17 protein-coding genes are annotated in these 23,656 nt (G+C 67.6%); 9 read left to right on the top strand and 8 right to left on the bottom strand.

All coding sequences use genetic code 11. The features are described 5' to 3' along the window. Positions 1-13 precede the first annotated feature (13 nt). The 4 genes from ACQY72_RS06630 to ACQY72_RS06615 form a co-directional block, all read right to left on the bottom strand. Positions 14-2,398, bottom strand: a complete 2,385-nt coding sequence (locus tag ACQY72_RS06630; RefSeq protein ID WP_428156453.1) for a PAS domain-containing sensor histidine kinase — start codon at positions 2,396-2,398, stop codon at positions 14-16. Positions 2,399-2,487: 89 nt separating this feature from the next. Further along, the gene (locus tag ACQY72_RS06625; protein WP_428156452.1) at positions 2,488-3,057 is read right to left on the bottom strand and encodes a hypothetical protein; all 570 of its coding nucleotides are present in this window, start codon (positions 3,055-3,057) and stop codon (positions 2,488-2,490) included. Between the two features lie 76 nt (positions 3,058-3,133). Next, a complete protein-coding gene (locus ACQY72_RS06620; RefSeq protein WP_135194828.1) occupies positions 3,134-3,541 on the bottom strand; it encodes a CBS domain-containing protein in 408 nt (135 codons plus the stop codon). Between the two features lie 60 nt (positions 3,542-3,601). Further along, positions 3,602-5,446 (bottom strand): vWA domain-containing protein, encoded by a 1,845-nt coding sequence (locus ACQY72_RS06615; RefSeq protein ID WP_428156451.1) that lies wholly within the window; start codon positions 5,444-5,446, stop codon positions 3,602-3,604. Positions 5,447-5,592: 146 nt separating this feature from the next. Between ACQY72_RS06615 and ACQY72_RS06610 the strand changes: the two genes are divergently transcribed. Further along, a complete protein-coding gene (locus ACQY72_RS06610) occupies positions 5,593-6,402 on the top strand; it encodes an isocitrate lyase/PEP mutase family protein (RefSeq protein ID WP_428156450.1) in 810 nt (269 codons plus the stop codon). Positions 6,403-6,463: 61 nt separating this feature from the next. After that, positions 6,464-8,326 (top strand): monovalent cation:proton antiporter-2 (CPA2) family protein, encoded by a 1,863-nt coding sequence (locus tag ACQY72_RS06605; RefSeq protein ID WP_428156449.1) that lies wholly within the window; start codon positions 6,464-6,466, stop codon positions 8,324-8,326. Positions 8,327-8,329: 3 nt separating this feature from the next. Here the strand turns inward: ACQY72_RS06605 and ACQY72_RS06600 are convergent, their stop codons facing one another. Next, positions 8,330-8,950 carry a DUF4168 domain-containing protein gene (locus ACQY72_RS06600; RefSeq protein ID WP_428156448.1) on the bottom strand — a complete coding sequence of 207 codons (621 nt, stop codon included), beginning with the start codon at positions 8,948-8,950 and terminating at the stop codon, positions 8,330-8,332. Between the two features lie 218 nt (positions 8,951-9,168). On the opposite strand from ACQY72_RS06600, the gene ACQY72_RS06595 reads away from it, so the two are divergent. The 6 genes from ACQY72_RS06595 to ACQY72_RS06570 all read left to right on the top strand — a co-directional run bounded on the left by ACQY72_RS06595 (position 9,169) and on the right by ACQY72_RS06570 (position 16,132). Further along, entirely contained in the window at positions 9,169-10,188 is a 1,020-nt protein-coding gene (locus ACQY72_RS06595; protein WP_428156447.1) for a S1/P1 Nuclease, read from the top strand. A gap of 5 nt (positions 10,189-10,193) precedes the next feature. Further along, entirely contained in the window at positions 10,194-10,985 is a 792-nt protein-coding gene (locus ACQY72_RS06590) for an RNA methyltransferase (protein ID WP_428156446.1), read from the top strand. Next, on the top strand, positions 10,982-11,305 hold the full coding sequence (locus ACQY72_RS06585; RefSeq protein WP_428156445.1) for a YnfA family protein: 324 nt from the start codon (positions 10,982-10,984) through the stop codon (positions 11,303-11,305). The genes ACQY72_RS06590 and ACQY72_RS06585 overlap by 4 nt, the downstream gene beginning before the upstream one ends. A 181-nt stretch (positions 11,306-11,486) precedes the next feature. Further along, positions 11,487-12,731 (top strand): Na+/H+ antiporter NhaA, encoded by a 1,245-nt coding sequence (gene nhaA / locus ACQY72_RS06580; RefSeq protein ID WP_428156444.1) that lies wholly within the window; start codon positions 11,487-11,489, stop codon positions 12,729-12,731. Between the two features lie 205 nt (positions 12,732-12,936). After that, entirely contained in the window at positions 12,937-15,576 is a 2,640-nt protein-coding gene (locus tag ACQY72_RS06575) for a TonB-dependent receptor (protein ID WP_428156443.1), read from the top strand. A gap of 178 nt (positions 15,577-15,754) precedes the next feature. After that, positions 15,755-16,132: a hypothetical protein gene (locus tag ACQY72_RS06570; RefSeq protein WP_428156442.1), complete on the top strand. Its 378-nt coding sequence runs from the start codon at positions 15,755-15,757 to the stop codon at positions 16,130-16,132. Positions 16,133-16,348: 216 nt separating this feature from the next. On the opposite strand, the gene ACQY72_RS06565 is transcribed toward ACQY72_RS06570, so the two are convergent. Together ACQY72_RS06565 and ACQY72_RS06560 are read right to left on the bottom strand one after the other, a co-directional pair. Beyond that, entirely contained in the window at positions 16,349-19,441 is a 3,093-nt protein-coding gene (locus ACQY72_RS06565; RefSeq protein WP_428156441.1) for an efflux RND transporter permease subunit, read from the bottom strand. A gap of 11 nt (positions 19,442-19,452) precedes the next feature. Continuing rightward, entirely contained in the window at positions 19,453-20,601 is a 1,149-nt protein-coding gene (locus ACQY72_RS06560) for an efflux RND transporter periplasmic adaptor subunit (protein WP_428156440.1), read from the bottom strand. A 195-nt stretch (positions 20,602-20,796) separates the two neighbouring features. Here ACQY72_RS06560 and lepA point away from each other — a divergent pair, with 195 nt between their 5' ends. Beyond that, complete coding sequence (lepA, locus tag ACQY72_RS06555; RefSeq protein WP_428156439.1) at positions 20,797-22,605, top strand: translation elongation factor 4; 1,809 nt, start codon at positions 20,797-20,799, stop codon at positions 22,603-22,605. 188 nt (positions 22,606-22,793) lie between these two features. Here lepA and ACQY72_RS06550 read toward each other — a convergent pair whose 3' ends face one another. Further along, entirely contained in the window at positions 22,794-23,546 is a 753-nt protein-coding gene (locus ACQY72_RS06550) for an SDR family oxidoreductase (RefSeq protein WP_428156438.1), read from the bottom strand. Positions 23,547-23,656: the final 110 nt, after the last annotated feature.

The raw sequence follows: 23,656 nt of genomic DNA, 5'->3' as shown, positions 1-23,656 counted from the left end.
GAGGGCGAACACGCTAGGCCGCGAACGCCGCCCGGATCGGCTGCACCGTCTGGTCCGGCCGCTTCACCGGCAGGTCGAAGCTGACTACCGTGCCGACGCCCGGCTCGCTTTCCATGGTCAGCTGGCCGCCGTGCATCTCGATCAGGGCCTTGGTCAGGGCCAGGCCCAGGCCCGTCCCTTGCGTGGTCTTGGAGTGCTGACCCTCGACCTGTTCGAACGGGCGGGCCAGGCGCACCAGGTCGTCGGGGGCGATGCCGATACCGGTGTCGGCGCAGGCGACGCGGATACGGTCCTCGCCCGCCGGGCCGGCGAACCGGTTCAGCGACACGACGATGGAGCCGCCGTCGGGCGTGAACTTCACGGCGTTTGAGATCAGGTTCAGCAACACCTGTTTGACGCCCCGGTGGTCGGCCTCGATGTCGGGCAGGTCGCCGCCCTCGACCGAGATCTTCAGCCCCGCCTCCTGCACCTTGCCGCGCATCAGGCGCACCGCGTCCTCGCACACCTCGCGCAGCGACACCGGCTCATAGTGCAGGGTCATCTTGCCGGCCTCGATCTTGGCCATGTCCAGCACGTCGTTGATCAGGCTGAGCAGGTGCTGGCCCGACTTCAGGATGTCGCCAGCATAGCCCTTGTACTTCTCGTTCAGCGGCCCGAACAGCTCGCTGGCCATGATCTCCGAGAAGCCGTTGATGGCGTTCAGAGGCGTGCGCAACTCGTGGCTCATGTTCGCCAGGAACTCGGACTTGGCCTGGTTGGCGGCCTCGGCGCGGGTCATGGCGACCTCGTATTTGCGCGCCAGCAGCGCCAGCGTCTCACGGCTGGCTTCCAGCTGATCGACGGTGACGCGCAGGTCGTCGGCGGCGCGGCGGCGCTCGGCTTCCTGGCGTTTGATGGCGGTGATGTCGGCGGCGGTGACGACAGAGCCGCCTTCGGAGGTGAATCGCTCTGACAGCTGCAGCCAGCGCCCGTCGTGCAGTTCGACCTCACGCAGGCCCGCCCGGCCCCCTGCAGGTTTATGCTCGGCCTTGATGGCCAGGGCCGCGATGCGGTTCAGCTCGTCCTTTAGCGCGCCGCGCCGCACGATGTCGTGCTCGAAGCCGAAGGCGTCCTCGAACGCCTGGTTCCACAGGATCAGCCGCCCCTGACGGTCGAACAGGACGAAGGCGTCGGAAATGCTCTCCACCCCGTCACGCAGCCGGCTCTCGGCGGCCTGGGCCGCAGCCTTGGCGCGGCGGGCCTCGGTGATGTCCAGCGCCACGCCCAGAATGGCCGAAAAGCCCGCATCGCCACGCGGCCCGCGCGCCTGGCCCCGCGCGTCGATCCAGCGCGCCCGCCCGTCGGCGCCCGGCACGGGGAAGGTGATCTCGAACGCGCCATAGGCCGCGGCCTGGCGCAGGGCGTGGCGGAAATCTTCCTGGAAGCGCGGATGGACGCGCGCGATCACGGCCTCGGCCGAACTGACGCCGCCGCGCTCGAAACCCAGCAGCACGGCCATGAAGTCGGACAGGGACACCTCGTCCTTCTTCAGATCCCATTCCCACACGCCGCAACGCGCGGCCTCGACCGCGATGCGGAACCGCTTCTCGGTGGCGACGCGCTCGCGGTGCTGACGGGTCCGGCGAAAACCGTAAAAGACGAACAGGCCGACGACGCCCAGCCCCAGCATCAGCGGCACGGTCACCAGCCACAGGTCGTCAAGGAACGACGCCGCCGCCCCCTTGGACAAGGTGACCACATAGGGCCCGTCCGGCGTCGTGCGCGCAGCGGTCGCGATCCGGCCTTCGCCGTTGATGGTCACGTTGCGCGGCTTTGTCTGGTCGGCCAGAGCTGCGGCGTCCACGCCGATCAACGCCCGGATCGGCTGGCCGATTTCGGCGGCGCGTTTTGAGGCCAGAACGACCCCGCCCGCCGACACGATCCGCGCCTCGCCCGACGCCGGCAGCGGTGGGTCCATCCGCGCCTCCAGCCTCAGGCCGTCGATGTTGGCGCTGGCCGTCGGGACTGCGCCTTCGCCCTCGGCCGCCTGAACGGTCTCGCCGGGGCCGATCAGCGAGAACCCGACCTGGGGCGCGACGCGACGTGCGGCCTCGACCACGTTGATCGGCGCACGACCCGCGCGGATTTCGGCCTGACCGGCGGCGAGGCCGGCGTCGGCGGACTGGATCAGGACGGTGGTCTGGCTGGCGACCAGTTGCGCGCTCAGCGTCAGGTTCTCGGCTTCCAGCCGGCTGACATCCCGCGTCGGTCTGGTGATTTCACGTGACGCCAGAAACACATAGCCGGTGGCGACCAGGGCCAGCACAAGCACGGCGATGCGCAACCAGGCTGGCGCGCCGGGGGCGCGGTCAGAGGCGCGACGCCCCGACCGATTTTCCCGCCGCTCCTCGTCGCGCAAGCCCCGTCCCTCCGGCAAATCTGCTGTCAGGGGAATCTAGGCTGCGTCGCGGATTCCTGTCGAGGCTTGGCGCGCGCTTTAACGGTATTTTAAGCCGCTGCGACCGGCGACATCAGCCGATCGGGCGCCGGTTCCAACACCCGCGTCACGCCCTGCAGCGTATCGCGCGCCTGACGGGCCAGTGTCAGGACGGCGGGCGGGGCGTCGTCGGGCGCCTCCGACACCATATCGACCAACCCTTGGGCGATCTGCATCAGTTGCGGCGCAGCGGCGATCAGCCGGGCCTGAAGCTCGATCTGTTGCGGGTCACGATCGTATTCGGCGCCCGGCACGCGCCAGCCGCCCCAGTCCGCCCGATCGGTCACAACCACCGGATAGGTGCCGGGGTGGGGGTGGTGCAGACAGTCCTCGGGAAGCTGCCATTTGTTGCGCGCCCGCAGCAGCCGCCACTCGCCCACGCCCTCTTTCGCCGACGGATCGTCCATCGCCAGCATCAGCTCGCCGGCGGTGAACTCGCGCCCCAGGCCGACATCGTAGGTGACGCGCACGGGTTCGTCGAAGCCCTTGGCCCAGACGGGCTGGACCTGTTCGATAAAGGCCCAGGCGCCGACGCATTCGACCCAGACCTTCTGACCCTTCTGGAACTGCGCGCGCGCCATGCCATTCTCCGAGATTCGAAGAACAGCATGAACGACGATCCTTGACGCCCGGTGTCGGGTCGCGGTTACGCAGGTCTTAACGCGAGATGCTTTCTAGCGTCTCGCCGGCGTATTTCTCCTTCACCCGCGTGGACAGGTCGCCCAGCGAGACCACGCCGACGACGCGGCCGTGCTTGTCCACCACGGGCGCGCGGCGGATCTGCTTGGCGCCCATCAGGTCCAGCACGACCTTCAGGTCGTCGGTGTCCAGCACCGTCTGCGGATCGCGGGTGATGAACTCCACCACCGCCGCAGTGGAGGCCGCGCCGGTCGCCAAGGCGCGCACCACGATGTCGCGGTCGGTGATCGTGCCGATCAACTGGTCGCCGTCCGCGACGGGCACGAAGCCGAAGCCGCCCTTGGCCATGCGGCTGGCCACGTCCTGGATGGTGTCGGCAGGGCGGGCCAGATGCACGTCCTTGGTCATCACGTCGCGGATTTTCATGGCGGGTTTCCTTGGTTGAAGCGTTGCGCTGGAAACCCGCCGCGAGCGTGGCGGTTCCGATCAGGGCGTCCGTTGCGGCGGCAGGCTCTCGGCAGCGCGCACCATCTGCACGAACTCGGCCCGATCGCCGTACGGATCCTCGCCCCTGGCCCCTTGCGCCTGATCGACGATCCGGTCCCAGCCATAGTCGGCCGCCATCCAAGGATCGCCCCGCAACTTCTGGCCGAACCCGGCGACGGCGATGGCCCAACGGGTGGCCTCCGGCGGCTGGGCGCCGACCTGGCCTGAGGCGCGATTGGTCAGCGGCTGCTGGATCAACTCCGAACGGCTCTGGCCTGGCAGTTTGTAGCGCACCTGGACGAAGCCGATCTCGCCGTTCGGATCGCCGCCGCCCACGCCGATGCGGTTGTCCGGATAGCGCCGCTCGGGCACCTGGGTCGGGCCACCGACGGGCGTGATCTCATACAGGGCCGTGACGCTGGCGCCCGATCCGACCTCGCCCGCGTCGATGCGGTCGTTGGCGAAATCCTCTTCGTTCAGCAGCCGGGTCTCGTATCCGATCAGCCGCCATTCGGCGACGCGGGCGGGGTTGAACTCGACCTGGATCTTGACGTCGTCGGCGATGGGGAAGGCGCCCTTGTCGAAGGCTGGGCCGAACAGTCTGCGGGCATCGCGCAGGTCTCCGACATAGGCGGCGACGCCATTGCCCGCCTGGGCGATGGTCTGCATCCGCGCGTCCTGATAGTTGCCGCGCCCGAAGCCATAGACCGACAGATAGACGCCGGTCCCGCGCTTGTCGGCGACATAGTCCTCCAGCCGCTTGTCGTCGGTGACGCCGACGTTGAAGTCGCCGTCGGTGAACATCAGGATGCGGTTGACCTTGTCGCGCGCGAAACTGGCTTGGGCCTGGTCGTAGGCGTTGGTCATGCCGGTCGCCCCGGCGGTGCCGCCCGACGCGCGCAGACTGGCGACGGCGCAGCGCATCTTCAGCTTCTGATCGCCGGGCGTCGGCTGCAAGGTCGTGCCCGCGCCTTCCGCGTAATAGGTCACCGCCAAGGTGTCCTGCGGCCTCAGCCGGTCGATGGCCAGGTTCATCGCCTTCTTGGCCAGGTCCAGCTTGTCGGCCGACTGCATCGACCCCGACACATCGACCAGGAAAGTCAGGTTCAACGGCCGCTGCTCGCCGGCTGGCAGTTCATAGCCTTGCAGACCGATATGCACGATCTGCCGGCCCTCAGCCCATGGCGAAGCAGCGACCGCCGTCGTGATGGCGAACGGCCGGCTCTGCGCGGTCGGCCGGGCGTAGTCATAGTCGAAGGCGTTGATCAGTTCCTCCACCCGCACGGCGTCCCTCGGGGGGCTGCGCCCCTCGTCGATGAAGCGGCGGACATTGGAATAGGCGGCGGTGTCCACGTCGATGGAGAAGGTCGAGACCGGCTGATCGCTGGTCCGCTTCACCGGATTGGGCGTCGCATCGGGATAGCGTTCGGTGTCGGCTGGCGCAGGCGCGACGCCGCCCGGCATGACCCGCGAGCCGGTGACGACGAGTTCACTCACCGAGCCCGACGCGGCGGACGAACCCTGGATGAGGGCCGGCCGCATCGGCGCTGGCGGGGCCGGGGGCGGCGGGGGAGGGGGCGGCGGAGGCGGCGCGCTGTATTGGACGCGGTCCTCCTTGCGGGTCGGCGTGATGTTCACGGGCGGCGTCGGCGGGCTTATCCGCCGCATCGGAGGCGCAGCCACCGGCGCAGGCTGTCCCAGGTCGAAGCCCAGCGGCAGGCACGCCGCCTGCGTCGCCTCTCCGTCCAGCGGTTTGGCCAGGGCCAAGGAAGGAACTGTGATGGGCGGCAGCGCTACGGACATCGCCACCCCGGCGACGGCGGCGATTTTGACGAGACGCGGCATGGTTTCCTCCGGTTGTTGTTTTTACCACTCCGCCGCCGACGTTAGGCCAAACTGTGGCGTGGCATGGCTTTATGGCCGCGTCCGAAAAACGCCAGCGTCAGGCGTGGCATTCATGCCAATTCCGCTGACCACAAGAGGAGACGATCATGACCGATCAGGTTCGCCGCGCGCAGCATTTCAAGGCCTTGCACGAGAGCGGTTTCATCCTGCCGAACGGCTGGGATGCGGCGAGCGCGCGTGTGTTTCAGAGCGCAGGTTTCGACGCCGTGGCGACGACCAGCGCGGGCGTCGCCTGGGCGCGCGGCGCACGGGACGGAGAGGGGCTGAGCCGCGAGGAAATGATGCGCGAAATCGCTGTCGTCGCACGCGTCGTCGATCTTCCGGTGAACGCAGACATCGAAGCGGGCTATGGTCAGAGCGATGGGGACGCGGCCGAGACGGCGCGCGCGGCGTGGGAGGCTGGCGCTGTCGGCGTCAATATCGAGGATGCGAACTATGATGCGCCCGGAGCCCTGACTTCCATCGCAAGACAGCAGTCCAGGATCGTAGCGATGCGATCGGCTGCGCCCGACCTGGTCATCAACGCCCGCACCGATGTCTTTCTGCTCGGTCTGGGCGATGACGAGAACGACCGTGTCGACAGGGCGGTCGAGCGCGGCCGGGCATGGCTGGCGGCGGGCGCCGATGTCGTCTTCCTCCCCGGCGTGACCGATCCCCTCGTCGTGCGGCGACTGGCGCAGGCCATCGCGGGGCCGATCAGCCTCATGGCGGGACCGGACGCCGCGCCCGCCGCCGCCCTGTTCGAGGCCGGCGCCTGCCGCATCAGCACGGGTCCCTATCCGATGCTGGCGATGCTGGATCGACTGAAGACTCTGGCCGACGGCTTGGCGGGCGACTGGAAGGCGATGTCGCCGGCGGGCGATGGTCTCGCGAAGATCGGATCGGTCTTCGGCTGATCGGGCTCGCATTATCGGCTCCGCTTCCCCACTATCAGCGTCCAAGACGACAGGGGACACGATGGCCGAGGCGACGACGGGACTGGATCTGGGCGCGGCGGCCGCCTTGCTGGCGGCGGGCGTGTTCGCCGTGCCGGTGTTCAAGCGCATCGGCCTGGGGTCGGTGCTGGGCTATCTGGCGGCGGGCCTGGCTATCGGTCCCTTCGGCCTGAAATTGTTCCAAGAGCCCGAGACCATCCTGCATGTCGCCGAGTTCGGCGTGGTCATCTTCCTGTTCATCATCGGGCTGGAGATGCGGCCCAAACGCCTTTGGGGCTTGCGCAAGGAAATCTTCGGCCTGGGCGCAGCGCAGGTGCTGTTCTGTGGTTTGATCCTGACGCTGACGGCCATGCTGGCCGGCTTCTCCGCCCCGGTCGCCTTCGTCGGGGCCATGGGCTTCGTCCTGTCGTCCACCGCCGTCATCATGCAGATGCTGGAAGAGCGCGGCGAGATCGCCGGCGGGCCGGGCCAGCGCGCGGTCTCCATCCTGCTGCTGGAAGACCTTGCCATCGTTCCGCTGCTGGCCATCGTCGCCGTCCTGGCCACGGTGCTGGGCGTGGCGAACGAACAGGCGCCGCCCCTGTGGCAGACCGTAGGATTCGCGGTCGCGGCGGTCGGCGGGGTGCTGCTGGCCGGCAAATATCTGGTCGATCCGATCTTCCGCCTGCTGGCCCGATACGGCGGGCGCGAGGTGATGACGGCGGCGGCCCTGCTGGTCGTGGTCGGCGCGGCCTGGGCCATGTCGCTGGGCGGTCTGTCGATGGCCATGGGCGCCTTTCTGGCCGGCGTCCTGCTGTCGGAATCGACCTTCCGCCACCAGCTGGAATCGGACGTCGAGCCGTTCCGAGCCATCCTGCTGGGCCTGTTCTTCCTCAGCGTCGGCATGTCGCTGGACCTGTCGGTGGTCGTCGCCGACTGGCGTCTGGTCGTCGGCGGCGTGGTCGTCTTCATGGTGGTCAAGGCGCTGGGCATCTATGGCGTCGCGCGCCTGTTCAAGGCCACGCACCACGAGGCGGTCGAGCGCGCGGCCCTGTTCGCCCAAGGCGGCGAGTTCGCCTTCGTCCTTTACGGGGCGGCGGTTACGGCGGGCCTGTTCGACGCCCAGGTCGGCGCCATGCTGTCGGCCATCGTCATCCTGTCCATGGCCCTGACGCCTCTGACCAGCCTGCTGACCCAGCGCTTCCTGCCCAAGCCGACCATTTCGGCCGAGGACGCGGACGGCGTCGATTTCGCCAAGGACCTGCGCGGCCAGGTGCTGATCATCGGCTTCGGCCGTTTCGCCCAGGTCGTGTCCCAGCCGCTGCTGGCGCGCGACGTGGACGTGTCGATCATCGAGAATGACGTGGAGATGATCCAGGCCGCCTCCCAGTTCGGGTTCAAGGTCTACTACGGCGACGGCGCCCAGCTCGCCACCCTGAGGGCCTCCGGCGCCGAGCAGGCCGAGATCGTCCTGGTCTGCGTGGACAAGCCCGAGGCCGCCGACCGCATCGTCGAACTGGTCAAGTCCGAGTTCCCGACCACCAAGATCATGGTCCGCGCCTTTGACCGGGGCCATTCGATGCGCCTGATCCAGGCTGGGGTCGATTACCAGATCCGCGAGACCTTCGAATCGGCGCTGAAGTTCGGCGAGCGCGCCCTGGTCGAACTGGGGCTGGACGAAAGCCAGGCGGCCGAGACCATCGGCGACGTGCGCCGTCGCGACGAGGCGCGTCTGGACCTGCAACTGACGGGCGGCCTCAAGGCCGGCCGCCAGCTGATGCGCGGCAACATGACGACGCCGCAGCCCGCCCCCTACATCAAACCGCGCCGCGAAGGCCGTCTGCTGAACGAGGACGAGGCGGGCCCGGCCGCCCCGGACATCCAGCGGGAACCCGCCGACGTCTGATCCCTACTGGCTGACGCCCTTCTCCAGACGCGCGCCGGCCAGCTCGGCCTTGGCCTGCAGATAGGGCGCTTCCGACACCAGGCGGGAGATCGTGTTGAAACGCTCCGTCGTCAGGCCCGACGCTTCGACCGCCGCCGTCAGCTGAGCGCTCTGCTCGGGCGTGGCCTGATTGTTCTGGACCTCGGCCGTGATGGCGCGGATCTGGGTCATGGCGGTCACGAAGCGGGTCAGCTCATCGTCGGTCACGGCGGCGGCCGGCGTGCCGGGCGCCGGCGGCGTGGCGTTGACCACGCGAATGCGGGCCGCCAGAGCCGGATCGGCGGCGACGGCGTTCGACAGGGTGTTGAAGCGCGTCACCTCAAGACCGGAGTCCTGCACGGCGGCCGCCATCTGCCCCTGCTGTTCCGGCGTCGGCTGGGCGCCGTTCAACGTGTCGCTGACGGCTCTCACCTTGACCATGGCGTCGTCGAACTTCTTCAGCTCGTCATCGGTGAAGGTCGCAGCGCCGGTCGAGGCCGCAGGCGTGGCGGCAGAAGTCGGGGCAGGGGCGTCCTGGGCCTGAGCGGTTGCGGCGGTCGCCAGAACGGCGACGGAGGCGAAAAGGGCGAGGCGGGGCGTGCGCATGGGCATGTCCTTTCGATCTGGCGTCCACTTGGAGGCGCCGTCGAACGACGGCGACGACGCAATCACGTCATCGCTCCCCGAGAAACGTGGAGCCTGGATAAGACGAAGGGGGGAGCCTTCATAACCTAGGCTTTGACGCTCGGATCGCCAGTCTTCGACGCTGGAGGCGCGATCAAGGATACGTTAGACGGGCGTGATCGCCTCAAAGGTTTGCCCCCATGAAACGTCTCGCCATCGCCGCCCTGGCCCTGATCGCGGTCGCCGCGCCGGCCGTCACCGTCACCGCCTGGGGCAATACCGGCCACCGCCTGATCGGCGTGGCGGCGATGCGGGCCCTGCCTGATGATCTGCCCGCCTTCCTGCGCACCCCGGCCGCCATCGCCGACGTGGGCGAACTGGCGCGCGAGCCCGACCGCTGGAAGGGCGCAGGCCAGCCGCACGATCGCGAGCGCGACACCGCCCACTTCATCGACATGGACGACCAGGGTCGCGTCTTCGACCAGCGCGGCATGAGCATCAATGACCTGCCGCGCCTGAAATCGGAATATGATGCCGCCCTGACCAAGGCCGGTCTGGACGTCAACGACGCGGGATATCTGCCCTACGCCATGATCGACGGCTGGCAGCAGCTGGGCCGCGATTTCGCCTATTGGCGCGTGCTGAACGCCGCCGAAAAGCGCGAGACCAACATGGAGCGCCAGGCCTGGTACCGGGCCGACCGCCTCCGCCGCGAGGCCCTGATCCTGCGCGACATCGGCGTGATGGGCCATTACGTCGGCGACGGCTCCCAGCCGCATCACACCAGCATCCACTACAACGGCTGGGGCGACTTCCCGAACCCGGAAGGCTTCACCAACTCGCGTCAGACCCACGCCCTGTTCGAGGGAGAATTCACCAACCGCGTCGCCCGCCTGGACGCGGTCGAGGCCGCCATGCCGGCCGCCAATCTGGACGGCTTCGACGTCAAGGCGCGCACCGTCTCCTACCTGACCACGACGCTCGGCACGGTGATCCCCTTCTATCGCCTTGAGAAGGCCGGCGGCTTCCGCGACGCCGATCCGCGCGGCGCGGCCTTCGTCAACGAGCGTCTGGCGGCGGGCGCCGGCGAACTGCGCGACTTCATCGTCACCGCCTGGACCGCCTCGGGCAGCGCCTCCATCGGCTGGCCCGCCGTCAAGGTCGCCGAGGTCGAGGCCGGAACCGCCGACCCCTGGATCGCCATGGTGGGCGAGGACTGATCTTCTTGTCCGATCTCACACCCCCCGCCGTCATCCTCGACAAGTCGCAGATGGCCGAGAACATCGGCGCAGTGGCGCGGGTGATGGCCAACTTCGGCCTGACGGATTTGCGTCTGGTCACGCCCCGCGACGGCTGGCCCCAGGACCGGGCCTGGGCCATGGCCTCGGGCGCCGACTGGGTGCTGGACGGCGTTCGGGTGTTCGACAGCGTCGCGGACGCCGTCGCCGACCTGAACACCGTCTTCGCCACCACGGCCCGCCCGCGCGAGACGCGTCAGCCGGTCCGCACCCCGCGCGAGGCCGGGCGTGTCCTGTACGACGATACCGCTTCCGGCCTGAAGACTGGCCTGCTGTTCGGCGGCGAACGGGCAGGGCTGGAGACGACCGACATCGCCCTGTGCGCCGGCATCGTCACCATCCCCATCGATCCCCGGCACCATTCGCTGAACCTGGCCCAGGCCGTGGCGATCAACGCCTATGAGTGGCGCACCCTGATCCTGGACGCCCCGCCGCCGCGCTTCCGCGACAGCGAGCCGCCGGCGTCCAACGAGCTTCTGGTCGGCATGTACGAACATCTGGAAGAAGAGCTGGAAAACGGCGGCTTCTTCTATCCACCCGAGAAGAAGCGTTCGATGAGCCAGAACCTGCGCGTCATGCTGGGCCGCGCCGCCTTCTCGGAGCAGGAGGTCGCCACCATGCGCGGCGCCATCCACGCCCTGTCGCGCGGTCGCGGCCGGGTGCTGGCCAAACTGGCGGCCGAACGGGCGGCGAAGGCGAAGATGGACGCGCCCGAGTGAAAGCCTTGCTGATCTATCCGTTGGCGGCGCTGGCGGAGATCGGCGGCTGTTTCGCCTTCTGGGCCTGGCTGAAGGTGGATCGCTCGCCGCTTTGGCTGGCGCCGGGCGTCGTCTGCCTGATCGCCTTCGCCTGGCTGCTGACCCTGGTCCCCAGCGACGCGGCGGGCCGGGCCTTCGCCGCTTATGGCGGGGTCTATATCTGCGCCGCCCTGGTCTGGATGGCCGTGGTCGAAAAGACGACGCCGGATCGATGGGACGTGCTGGGCGGCCTGGTTTGCATCGTCGGCGCAGGGATCATCCTGTTCGGGCCGCGCGCCTGACGCGCGCCGCTCTGGAAGGGAAGGCGGTTGGCTCAAGCGCCAGCATCCTCTATTCTGACCTCAGCCATCAGGTCGCTCCGCGCGGCCAGGCCGGCGCGCTCCGAAAGGGGCGACGAATCCGGTCCGACGCCCGTCGATAACCTGGCGTCACGACAGCTTCAGTATTCCGATGGAGGCCGCCGTGGCGCGCAAACTGACACTCGATTTCCTCAAGACCGAGGCCGCATCCGGCTCGGCCCTGGCGCTCGCCGCCATCGCCGCCGTGTTTGTGGCCAACTCGCCGTGGGCGGGGGACTATTTCACCTGGCTGAAGAGCTATCACGTGCTTCAGATCGGCCCGATCCGGCTGGAGGAGTCGATCTCCGACTGGATCAAGGAAGGTCTGATGGCGATCTTCTTCCTCGTGGTGGGGCTGGAGATCAAATACGAGATCGTGCGTGGCGAGTTGAGCGACCCGCGCAAACTGGCGACGCCGGTGCTGGCGGCGCTGGGCGGCATGGCCGGGCCGGCCGCGGTCTATCTGCTGCTGTCCGCGACCATGGGGGCGCCGCATGCCGGCTGGCCCATTCCGCTGGCGACCGACATCGCCTTTGCGCTGGCCATCTTCGGCTTCGTCGGCAAGGGACTGCCGTCGTCGCTGCGGGTCTTCCTGCTGACCCTGGCCATCGTCGACGATCTGGGCGCAATCGCCCTGATCGCCGTGCTGTTCAGCGAGGGCGCCAACTGGACGCCGCTGTTCTGGGCGCTGGGCGCCCTGGCCGTCGGGGCCGTCGCCGCGCACCGCGTCCGTATTCCCGCGCCCTTCTGGGTGCTGGGGTTTGGCCTGGTCTGGTATCTGACGGTGCTGTCGGGCCTCAGCACCTCCCTGACCGCCGTGGCCTTCGCCATGATCGTTCCGATCAAGGGCCGCGCCGAAGACGGTCAGAGCCCGCTGAAGGAGGCGATGCACGACCTGCATCCGTGGAACGCCTTCCTCGTTCTGCCGCTGTTCGCCTTCGCAAAGGCGGGCGTCTCCTTCGCCGGTCTGTCGATGGAGCAGGCGTTCGCGCCCCTGGTCGTCGCCATCGCGCTGGGTCTGTTCTTCGGCAAGCAGATCGGCGTCATGGGCGCCGCCTGGCTGGCCTCGGCGCTGAAGATCGGCGCGCGGCCGACGGGCGCCAGCTGGCTTCAGGTCTATGGTGTCTCGCTACTGTGCGGCGTGGGCTTCACCATGAGCCTGTTCATCGGCGTTCTGGCCTTCCCCGGCGCTGTGGATTCGCCCGAACAGGTCGAGGTCAAGCTGGGCGTCATCGGCGGCTCGATCCTGTCGGCGATTGCGGCGGCCGTCGTGCTGGGTTTCGCCGGTCGTCGTCGCCAGACCGACCCGGCCGCGCTGCACCCTGAGGTCGAGCCCTTGGGGCCGAAAAGCGGGCAAAAACTGACCTAACGTCAGGCTTTTATGTCTCTTCACCGACACACAAAGGCCAATCCACGGCGAAAAATCGTCGCGGGTGAGAACGCTCGCTTGTCGGTGGGGCCGAACCGCGCTTAGCCTGACGATAACGAACGATCCCCCAAGAAGGGGACGTCGATTGGGACAGGAAACGCTGCGATCGCTCTGTGCGAACGTGGCTTCAGCCGGGAGGACGCCTATGCGCCGCAATCTTCAACTCAGAACAACCGTGTCCGCCGCCGTCATGGGCGCCGCCGTTATGGGCTTTGCCGGCGTCGCCGCCGCCCAGGAGGCCCCGGCGACCGTTGACGACATCATCGTCACCGCCCAGAAGCGCGAACAGAGCCTGCAGGACGTGCCGATCGTGGTCACGACCCTGTCGCAGGAACTGCTGGACGGCGCCGGCGTGCGCGACATCAAGGATCTGCAGATCCTGACGCCCGGCCTGACCGTCACCTCGACCCAGTCGGAAGCCTCGACCACCGTCCGCATCCGCGGCGCCGGCACCGTCGGCGACAACCCCGGCCTGGAAAGCTCGGTCGGCGTGGTCATCGACGGTGTCTATCGCTCGCGCAACTCGGTCGGCTTCGGCGACCTGGGCGAACTGAGCCGCATCGAGGTCCTGAAGGGTCCGCAAGGCACCCTGTTCGGCAAGAACACCTCGGCCGGCGTCATCAACATCATCACCGAGCGCCCGTCGTTCGACCCGTCGATCTCGGCGGAACTGACCGGCGGCAACTTCGGCGCCATCGGCGGTTCGGTTTCCGTCACCGGCGGCCTGACCGACCAGATCGCCGGTCGCCTGTTCGTCGCTCACCGCGAGCGTGACGGCTTCTATGACGTCAATGTCGGCGACGGCCCCAACTCCAAGACCGAAGACAACACCCAGAACTACTGGACCGGGCGCGGCCAGCTGCTGATCCTGCCCAGCGACGACGTCTCGGTCCGCCTGATCGCGGACTACACCAAGCGCGACGAGTACTGCTGCTCCGCCGTGCAGACGCGCGTCGGCCCGACCCAGGCCTTCATCGCCGCCCTAACGGCGCCCAACGGTCCGGGCCAGCGCCCGCCGGTCGCCGGCTTCGGCACAGTGCCCTTCTCGCGCCTGGCCTATTCCAACCGCGAGACCCCGCAAGAGATCGAGGACATGGGTCTGTCGGCGGAAGCGACCATCGACTTCCCCAGCATCAACGCCACCCTGACGTCCCAGACCTCGTGGCGCGACTGGTCGTTCCAGCAGGGGATGGACCTGGACTATACGGGCGCCGACATCCTGTACCGCGCCAACGACGGCTCCAACGGCTATGGCGTCGACAACCTGACGCAAGAGTTCCGCCTGGCTGGCACGTCGGACAAGCTGGACTGGCTGGTCGGCCTGTTCGCCACCAAGGAAGGCGTCTATCGCGACGACAGCTACGTCTATGGCTCGGACTACAACGCCTTCGCCTCCTTGCTGCTGACGGCGTCCTTGCCGGCCGCCGTCGGCGGTCCCAGCCTGTCGCGCCTGGGCTGCTTCACCAACCCGAACGGCTTCCTGGTCGGCACGGCCGGCGCGGGTGCGGGCCAGCCGCTGTGCGTCATCGGCGCCGTGCCGCCCAGCGCCGCCGCCCCGACCTTCACGCCGGGCAAGGCCTATCAGGACCACTATTCGCAGCGCTCAGAGTCGGTGGCCCTGTTCACCAACAACACCTATCGGGTGACCGAGGCCTTCGATATCAATCTGGGCCTGCGCTACACCTACGACAGCAAGCGTCTGCTGGGCGTGCAGGACAATCTGGGCAGCAACGGCGCGGCCTGCGGCGGCGCCCTGGCCAACCAGAACCCGGCCAACCGCACGGTCTCGCCGATCCCCGGCACGGCCAACATCGCCACCCCGGCCGCTGCGCTGGGCCTGCTGTGCCTGCCTTGGTCCAACCCGCTCTACGACAATCGCCGGATCCAGGAGAAGTTCAGCGACACCGACCTGTCGGGCACCATCAAGGCGTCCTACCGGTTCAACCCGTCGATCATGGTCTATGGTTCGTATGCGCGCGGCTACAAGGGCGCGGGCTACAATATGGACCGGGTGCAGACGGGCGTGACGCCGGACGCCTCGCTGTTCTTCGCCGCCGAGACGGTCGACAGCTATGAGGCGGGGGTCAAGACGACCCTGTTCAACCGCACCATGCTGCTGAACCTCACCTACTTCGATCAGAAGTTCGAGAACTTCCAACTGAACACCTTCCTGGGCACCGCCTTCGTGGTGGAATCCATCCCCGAGCTGACCTCGCGCGGCGTCGACGCCGACATGGTCTGGTTCACCCCGGTCGAGGGCCTGTCGTTCCAAGGCGGCGTAACCTACACCGACGCCAAATACGGTCAGTTCGGCGCCGCCGACCTGTCCAGCCCCGGCCGCTTCCCGCAGTTGTCGCTGCTGCCGGGCGCGCGCGCCTCGTTCGCGCCGGAATGGTCGGTCACGGGCGCCCTGGCCTTCGACCGCGAACTGGGCGGCGGCCTGCGCGGCGGGTTCAACCTGTCGGCCAAATATTCGACCGAATACAACACCGGCTCGGACCTGCTGCCCTACAAGAACCAGGACGCCTTCACCGTCGTCAACGGCCGGGTCTCGATCGGTTCGGCCGATGAGCGCTGGACGCTGGAGGTCTGGGGCCAGAACCTTCTGGAAGAAGAATACACCCAGGTCGGCTTCGCCGCCCCGCTGCAAGGCACGGCCTTCACCAACACTACGACGCCGCAAGCGAACGGCACCTTCTACAACCAGGCCACCGACACGGCGACCTACAACGCCTACCTCGGCGCCCCGCGCACCTACGGCGTGACGCTGAAGGTCAAATACTGATCGTCAGCCTGCAAGGCTGAACGACGAAGGGCCGACCGGGAAGCCGGCCGGCCCTTTTGTTTGGGGGTGTGTTGGTCGGGGGAAGCGGGAAGGCCGTTCTTATACTGAACGCTTATTTCCGCGTCCGCTCCATAGGCGACATTCGATGTGACGCGTAGTCTCTAGTTCTGGAGGACCAATGTCGGAGTTCACAGAACTTGAGCGGACAGTGCTCGCTATCATTTGTGATGATCAGCCCGGCATAGGCGAGGCGCTTCGCAAACTTTTATCTGCCGCTCGAATTTCCGAGCGGGATAATACTGGCCACGGCTTTTATACGTCGTTTGATGTGGGGAAGGACAAGCCGCCAGTTGCATGGCCAGAGCGTATGTTGGACGGACCGGATGGTGAGGTTTCTGTGGGCGGCGAAACCCTGCTCATGGGCTTCATCCTTTGGCTTGAAGACGGCTATCCAGATTGCCTTGAAGGCTTTCAATACGGCACAACAGCGGGAGACGACATCGACCTGAAAGTTGTCGATCTGACCAGTATTCGATGGATCAAGCCCTTGCTCTGATAGCGGTTCAACGCCCATTTCTCGGCCAGAAGAAGGTCGTGAAAGTCTCCTCCCTGTCGCGTAACGATGGGGAGGTGGATCCGAGCTCTTCGTGAGGAGACGGAGGGGTTCTTCACCCCAGACGGGGTGCGAACTTCAAGAGCCCCTCCACCGCTTCGCGGTCCCCCTCCCCATTCGCCAAGCGGCGAACGGGGAGGAGACAAGCGGCAGCTCTCTCTATTTCACCACTGTCCCCGGCCTCGGCTTGGCCAGCTCGCGCTGTCCGGCCGTCTTGCGGTGCAGGATGCGGCGGCCCCAGCCGGCGATGTCGTCGACGATGGTGAAGATGGCGGGGATGTAGAGCAGGGACAGGAAGGTCGAGGAGATCAGTCCGCCCAGCACGGCGATGGCCATGGGCGAGCGGAACTGGACATCGGCCCCCACCCCCATGGCGATGGGCACCATGCCCGCCCCCATGGCGAAGGTGGTCATCAGGATGGGACGGGCGCGCTTGTGCGCCGCATCCATGATGGCCTCGTGGCGCGGCATGCCGTCCCGCTCGGCCATGATGACGTAATCGACCAGCAGGATGGAGTTCTTGGCCGCGATCCCCATCAGCATCAGCACCCCGATCAGGGCCGACATGGAGAAGTTGGCGCCGCCGATGGCCAGGGCGATGAAGGCGCCGCCGATGGCCAGGGGCAGGGCCGCCATGATGGTGATCGGATAGGCGAAGCTTTTGAACAGCAGCGTCAGCACCGCGTACATCAGCAATATGCCAGAGGCGAAGGCGATGGCGAAGCCGGTCAGCATCTCCTGGATGAACTCGGCGTCGCCGGCCGGCACCTGGCGCACGCCGGCGGGCAGGTTCTGGACCGAGGGCAGGCGGTTGACCGCTGCGCCTGCCGCGCCGGTGGCGATGCCGTCCAGCTCGGCGCTGATCGAGGCGATCCGCGACCGGTCCTGGCGGGTGACGGTGGCGGGACCGGCCCCGAACTGGATGTCGGCGACGGCGCTCAGCGGCACCGAGGCGCCGTTGTTGCCCGGCACGCGCAGGTTCTCCAGCACGCTCAGATCCTCGCGGGCTTCCTCGGTCAGCTGCAGGCGGATCGGGATCTGGCGGTCGCCCAGATTGTATTTGGGCAGGTTCTGATCCACGTCGCCGATGGTGGCGACCCGCACGGCCTGGGAGATGGCGCCGGCCGAAACGCCGGCTAAAGCCGCCTCGTCGGGGCGCGGCGTGACCAGGATTTCGGGACGGGCGATGGCGGCCGAGTTGACGACGTTGGCCAGGCCGGGAACGCCGCGCATCTCCTCTTCGACCTTGCGCGCTGCGGCGTTCAGGGCGTCGGGATTATCGCTCAGGATCGAGAAGGTGTAGCTGGTGCCGTCGCCCGGACCGCCGCCCTGCTGGGCGATACCCGCACGGATGCGGGCGCCGGGGATCTGTTTCAGCTCGTCCACCATGACCCGCGCAAAGGCCTGCTGGCTCAGGTCGCGGTCGCCCTTGGGCACCATGTCGGCATAGACATTGGCCTGGGTCACGTCCTGACCGCCGACGGCGGCATAGACGGAGGTGACCTCGGGGCGGGCTTCCAGCCGCTTGGTGACCTGCTGAACCACGGCGTCGGTCTGGCGCAGGGTCGAGCCGGGCGGCAGCTCGACCTGGAAGGCGGCGCGGGCCACGTCGCCGGGCGACATGAACTCGAACGACATCTTGGCCACGACGGCCGTGGCGACGGAGCCGACCAGGAACAGCACGCCGAGGATCAATACCTTCCAGCGGTTGCCCAGCGACCAGCGCAGGGCCTTCAGATAGCCCGACATCCAGAAGGGATCGCGGTCCTCGTGGTTGGTGTGTTTCAGGATGAAGGCCGCCATCAGCGGCGTCAGGGTCCGTGCGACCAGCAGCGAGAAGGCCACGGAGACGCAGGCGGCCAGGGCGAAGGCCTTGAAGAACTGGCCGATTATGCCCGGCATGAAGCCTACGGGCGCGAAGACGGCGATGATGGTGGCGGTGGTGGCCACGACCGCCAGGCCGATCTCGTCCGCCGCCTCCAGCGAGGCGTCATAGGGCGGCTTGCCGTCACGCATGTGGCGGACGATGTTCTCGATCTCCACGATGGCGTCGTCGACCAGGATGCCGATGGTAAGCGACAGGGCCAGCAGGGTCACCACGTTCAGCGACTGATCCAGCGGGCCCAGGATGGCGAAGGTCGGGATCAGCGACATCGGCATGGCCATGGCCGCGATGAAGGTGGCCCGCCAGTCGCGCAGGAAGATGAAGACGATGATGACCGCCAAGACGGCGCCCAGCAGCAGGGCCTCCAGCGACGCCAGGTAGCTTTCCTCGATCTGTTCGACGCTGGCCGTGACCTGCTGGATCGTCAGTTCGGGATGGGCGTCGTCGAGTTTCTTGACCTCTTCGCGGACCTTCTCGGCGACCTTGACCTCGGAGGCGGTGCGCGAACGCAGGAAGTTGAAGGTGACGGCCTCCTGGCCGTTGTAGCGGGCCAGGCGGCGCGGTTCGCTCCACTTGTCCTCGACCGTGCCCAGGTCATCCAGGCGGATGGTCTTGCCGTCGCCCAGGGGGACCAGGGTCTCGCGCAGTTGCGCCACAGAGGTCGCGGCGCCCAGGGTGCGCACGGCGCGCTCGGACCCGGCGATGGTGACGCGGCCGCCCGGCAGGTTGTTGTTGACGTTGTTCAGCGCCTGGCTGACCTCGGCGGCGGTGACGCCATAGGCGGCGAGCCGTTGCGGATCCAGCTCGACGCGGATCTCGCGATCCACCCCGCCCGAGCGGTTGACTTCGCCCACGCCGCCCAGCGCCAGCAGGCCCCGGCTGACCTCGTTGTCGATGAACCAGCTGATCTCTTCCGGCGTCATGGTCGGCGAGCGGACCACATAGGTGATCAGGGCGTCGCCGGTGATGTCGATGCGCTGGACCGCCGGTTCCTGCATGTCCTGTGGCAGGCTGGCGCGCAGGCCCGTCATGGCGTTGCGCACGTCGTTGGTCGCGCGGTCGGTGTCGGTGCCCAGTTCGAACTCGATCGTCGTGGAGGACACACCATCGGTGATGTTGGACGTGATGTGGCGCACGCCGGACAGGCCGGCCAGCGAATCCTCGATCAGGCGCGTGACCTGGACCTCCATCTCCGCCGGGGCCGAGCCGGGGCGGGCGGCCGTGACGGCGACCAGCGGGAAGTCGATGTCGGGGTTCTGATTGATCCGCATCCCCATGAAGCCGACCACGCCGCCGAGCGTCAGCAGCAGGAACAGCAGGATGATCGGGATCGGGTTCTTGATCGCCCAAGACGACATCTGATTCATGGTCGTCGGTCCTACTTCTTGGCCGCCGGGGCCGCAGGTTGGGCGGCAGGTGCGGCGGGGGCCGCGCCCACGGCCTGGGCGACGTTGACGCGGTCGCCCTCGTTCAGGAAGCCGGCCCCGTCCACGGCGACGCGGACGCCGACGTTGACGCCGCTGACCGCCGTCTGGGTCTCGGTGCGCGACAGGATGGTCACGGGCTGGAAGTGGACCGTGCTGTCGCCGTTGACGACGAAGACGCCGGGCTTGTTCTCGCGATACAGCACCGCGCCGGTCGGCACGGTGGTCGCCGGCTGGTCGCCGACGGCGATGTCGGCGCGGGCGAACATGCCGGGGCGCAGCTGGGCGCCGGGCGCCAGCGAGATGCGCGCCAGGCCCAGGCGGGTGGTGGCGTTGACCTCGGGCGTGACGATGCGGACCGAGCCGGTGGTCTGACCCGCCTCGCTGGAGGTCACGGTCGCCGACTGACCGGCGCGGATCAGGCCCAGCTCCGTCTCGGGCACCTGGGCGTCCAGCTCAAGCCGGCCGTCACGGACCATGCGGAACAGTTCGGTCCCGGCGGCGATGATCTGGCCCTTGGTCACGCTGCGGCTGATGATCAGGCCGCCGACGGGCGCGCGGATGGTCGCCTGCGACAGCTGGGTCTGGGTCTGGGCCAGGGTGGCGCGGGCGGCAGCTAGATTGGCGTTGGAGGCGCGCTGGTTGGCCAGGGCCGTGTCCAGCGACGCCTGGCTGAGGAAGCCGCGCTCCTTCAACTGCTGGGCGCGGTCCAGGGCGGCGTCATCGCGCGACACATTGGCCTGGGCCAGCTGGACCTGGGCCTGCTGCTGCTGCAACTGGGCGCGCAGCAGGACGTCGTTCATCTGCACCAGGGCCTGGCCCTGACGCACGTAGGAGCCTTCGTCCACATAGACGGCGACGGCGGTCAGGCCGCCGGTCTCGGCCGCCACCGGCACCTCTTCCCAGGCCGAGACGGTGCCCGAGGCGGTGACGGTGCGGTTCAGGCTCGTCTGGGCGACGGTCGCAGCGCTGACGGTCTGGCGCGAGCCGCCTCCGGCCTTTTCGTCCGTCTTTTCCTCGCCATGTCCGCCGCAACTCGCCAGCAGGAAGGCCGACAGGGCCATGGCGCCGACGTTGAGAACGGTGCGGGTCGTCTTGGACACGGGGGAAATCCTCGGTTGCAGGCGAAGCGGATCGCCGGCTCGCGCCGGTTATCGGGAGGTCTGTCCCATACCGCGTCCGCGAAACCTTCTCAAACGGCGAAGGCGTTTATTGCGAAGGCTTAATGTGACCTAAGGCGCGGGCGGGATCGGCCGTGCGACTGGTCCCCGCCCTCTACGCGTGATAGGGGCGCGCGGATGACGACTCCCCCTATCTCGAACATTCGCAACTTCAGCGTGGTCGCGCACATCGACCACGGCAAGTCGACCCTGTCCGACCGACTGATCCAGCACACCGGCGGCCTGACCGCGCGCGAGATGTCCGAGCAGGTGCTCGACAACATGGACATCGAGAAGGAACGGGGCATCACCATCAAGGCGCAGACCGTGCGCCTGAACTACCGGGCCAAGGACGGCCAGGACTATGTCCTGAACCTGATGGACACGCCGGGCCACGTGGACTTCGCCTATGAGGTCAGCCGGTCCCTGGCCGCCTGCGAGGGGTCGCTGCTGGTCGTGGACGCCTCGCAAGGCGTCGAGGCCCAGACCCTGGCCAATGTCTATCAGGCCATCGACAACAATCACGAGATCGTCCCGGTCCTGAACAAGGTCGATCTGCCGGCCGCCGAGCCCGAGCGGGTCCGCGCCCAGATCGAGGATGTGATCGGCATCGACGCCTCCGAAGCCGTGCTGTGCAGCGCCAAGTCCGGCATCGGCATCGAGGACGTGCTGGAAGCCATCGTCACCAAGCTTCCGGCGCCCAAGGGCGACGCCAATGCGCCGCTGAAGGCCATGCTGGTGGACGCTTGGTACGACCCCTACCTGGGCGTCGTCGTGCTGGTGCGCGTCTTCGACGGCGTGCTGAAGACCGGCATGCGGGTCAAGATGATGCGCAACGGCTCGACCCACCTGATCGACCGGGTCGGCGTCTTCCTGCCCAAGAACACGCCGGTCGATCAGCTCGGCCCCGGCGAGGTCGGCTTCATCACCGCCCAGATCAAGGAAGTGGCCCACGCCGCCGTCGGCGACACCATCACCGACGAAAAGAAGCCGACCGCCGAACCGCTGCGAGGGTTCAAGGAAGTCCAGTCGGTGGTCTTCTGCGGGCTGTTTCCGGTAGACGCCGCCGACTTCGAAGACCTGCGCGCCGCCATCGGCAAGCTGCGTCTGAACGACGCCTCCTTCACCTATGAGATGGAAAGCTCGGCCGCCCTGGGCTTCGGCTTCCGCTGCGGCTTCCTGGGTTTGCTGCACCTGGAGATCATCCAGGAGCGTCTCAGCCGCGAGTTCAACCTCGATCTGATCGCGACGGCGCCGTCGGTGGTCTACAAGATCGGCCTGCGCGACGGCTCCGAGATCGACCTGCACAACCCGGCCGACCTGCCCGACGTGATGCAGATTGAGACCATTTCCGAGCCCTGGATCAAGGCCACCATCCTGACGCCCGACGAATACCTCGGTAGCGTGATCAAGCTGTGCCAGGACCGTCGCGGCCAGCAGATCGAACTGTCCTACGTCGGCAGCCGCGCCATGGTGGTCTATGAGCTGCCGCTGAACGAGGTGGTGTTCGACTTCTACGACCGGCTGAAGTCGATCTCGAAGGGTTACGCCTCGTTCGACTATGAGATCACCGAGTACAAGGTCGGCGACCTGGTCAAGATGAACATCCTGGTCAACGCCGAGCCGGTGGACGCCCTGTCCATGCTGGTCCACCGCGCCCGCGCCGAGACGCGCGGCCGGGGCATGGTCGAGAAGATGAAGGAACTGATCCCGCCCCATCTGTTCGTCATCCCGATCCAGGCGGCCATCGGCGGCAAGATCATCGCCCGCGAGACGGTGCGTGCGCTCCGCAAGGACGTGACCTCGAAATGCTACGGCGGCGACGCCACCCGCAAGAAGAAGCTGCTGGAGAAGCAGAAGGCCGGCAAGAAGAAGATGCGCCAGTTCGGCAAGGTCGAAATCCCGCAGGAAGCCTTCATCGCCGCGCTGAAGATGGACGACGATTGATCTCATAACTTTCCCTCCCCCTGCGGGGGAGGGGGGCTGAGCCGCAGGCGAAGCCGGGTGGGGGCGGCCAGGCGACGGCGCACCGATCTGACTTCAAACGAGATCTGGGGTGTTTGCCTGGCCGCCCCCACCCGGTCGCTGCGCGACCACCCTCCCCGGAACGGGGAGGGAGAGCCTTGTCCGCGCCGTCAGTGCGCGCCGTTCAGACGCTCGAACACCGCCTCATAGCCATTCACCTCCGCGAACCGCAGCGGCTTGACCCGTTCGACCAGGATCTCGCCGCGCGGGGTCTCGCCGCGTTCGATCAGGCCGATCACCTCGGCCGTATAGTCGGCCAGGGGCATGGAGTTGGGGTCCTCCGCATGGCCCGGCATCAGGTCGGTGGCGACGGCGGGCGGGGCCAATTCCAGCACCTCGACCGAGGTGTCGGCCAGCTTATGCCGCAGCGACTGGGTCCAGGAATGGATCGCCGCCTTGGTGGCGTTGTAGGTCGGGGTCGCCGTCAGCGGGATGAAGGCCAGGCCCGAGGTCACGGTGATCACCGTGGACGCCGCCTGAGCCCGCAGATGCGGCAGCAGCGCCGCCGTCAGGCGGATCGGCCCCAGCAGGTTGGTCGTGATGGTCGCGTCCACCACGTCCAGGTCGAACGGCTCGGCCTTCAGGTCTTCGGCCTGCATGATGCCGGCGTTGTTGATCACCACGTTCAGGGCGGGGTGATCGCGCACGACCTGGGCGGCGAAGGCGCGGATCGCGGTCGGATCGGCGACGTCCAGCGCGGCCCAGGCCATGCCCGGATTGGCCTCGACCACCGCCTTCAGCGCGCTCTCGCGGCGGCCGGTGATGACGACCTGGTTTCCGCGTGCGTGCAGGGCCTCGGCCAGGGCGCGGCCGATGCCGGAGCCGCCGCCGGTGATCAGGATGGTGTTGCCGGTGATGTTCATGGGTGTCTTTCCTGACGGGGGTGCGTCGTTGCGACAGACGAGGTATGCCTGACGCTCTCCATTGGAAAGCAGGCACCGAAAGTCGCCATACTTACCCGAGCGAAAGATTT

It is taken from the genome of Brevundimonas sp. (genome assembly GCF_965279155.1).
Classification (GTDB): domain Bacteria; phylum Pseudomonadota; class Alphaproteobacteria; order Caulobacterales; family Caulobacteraceae; genus Brevundimonas.
The sequence above is the reverse complement of the archived record's forward strand: the minus strand, read 5'-3'. Positions and strand labels throughout refer to the sequence as shown.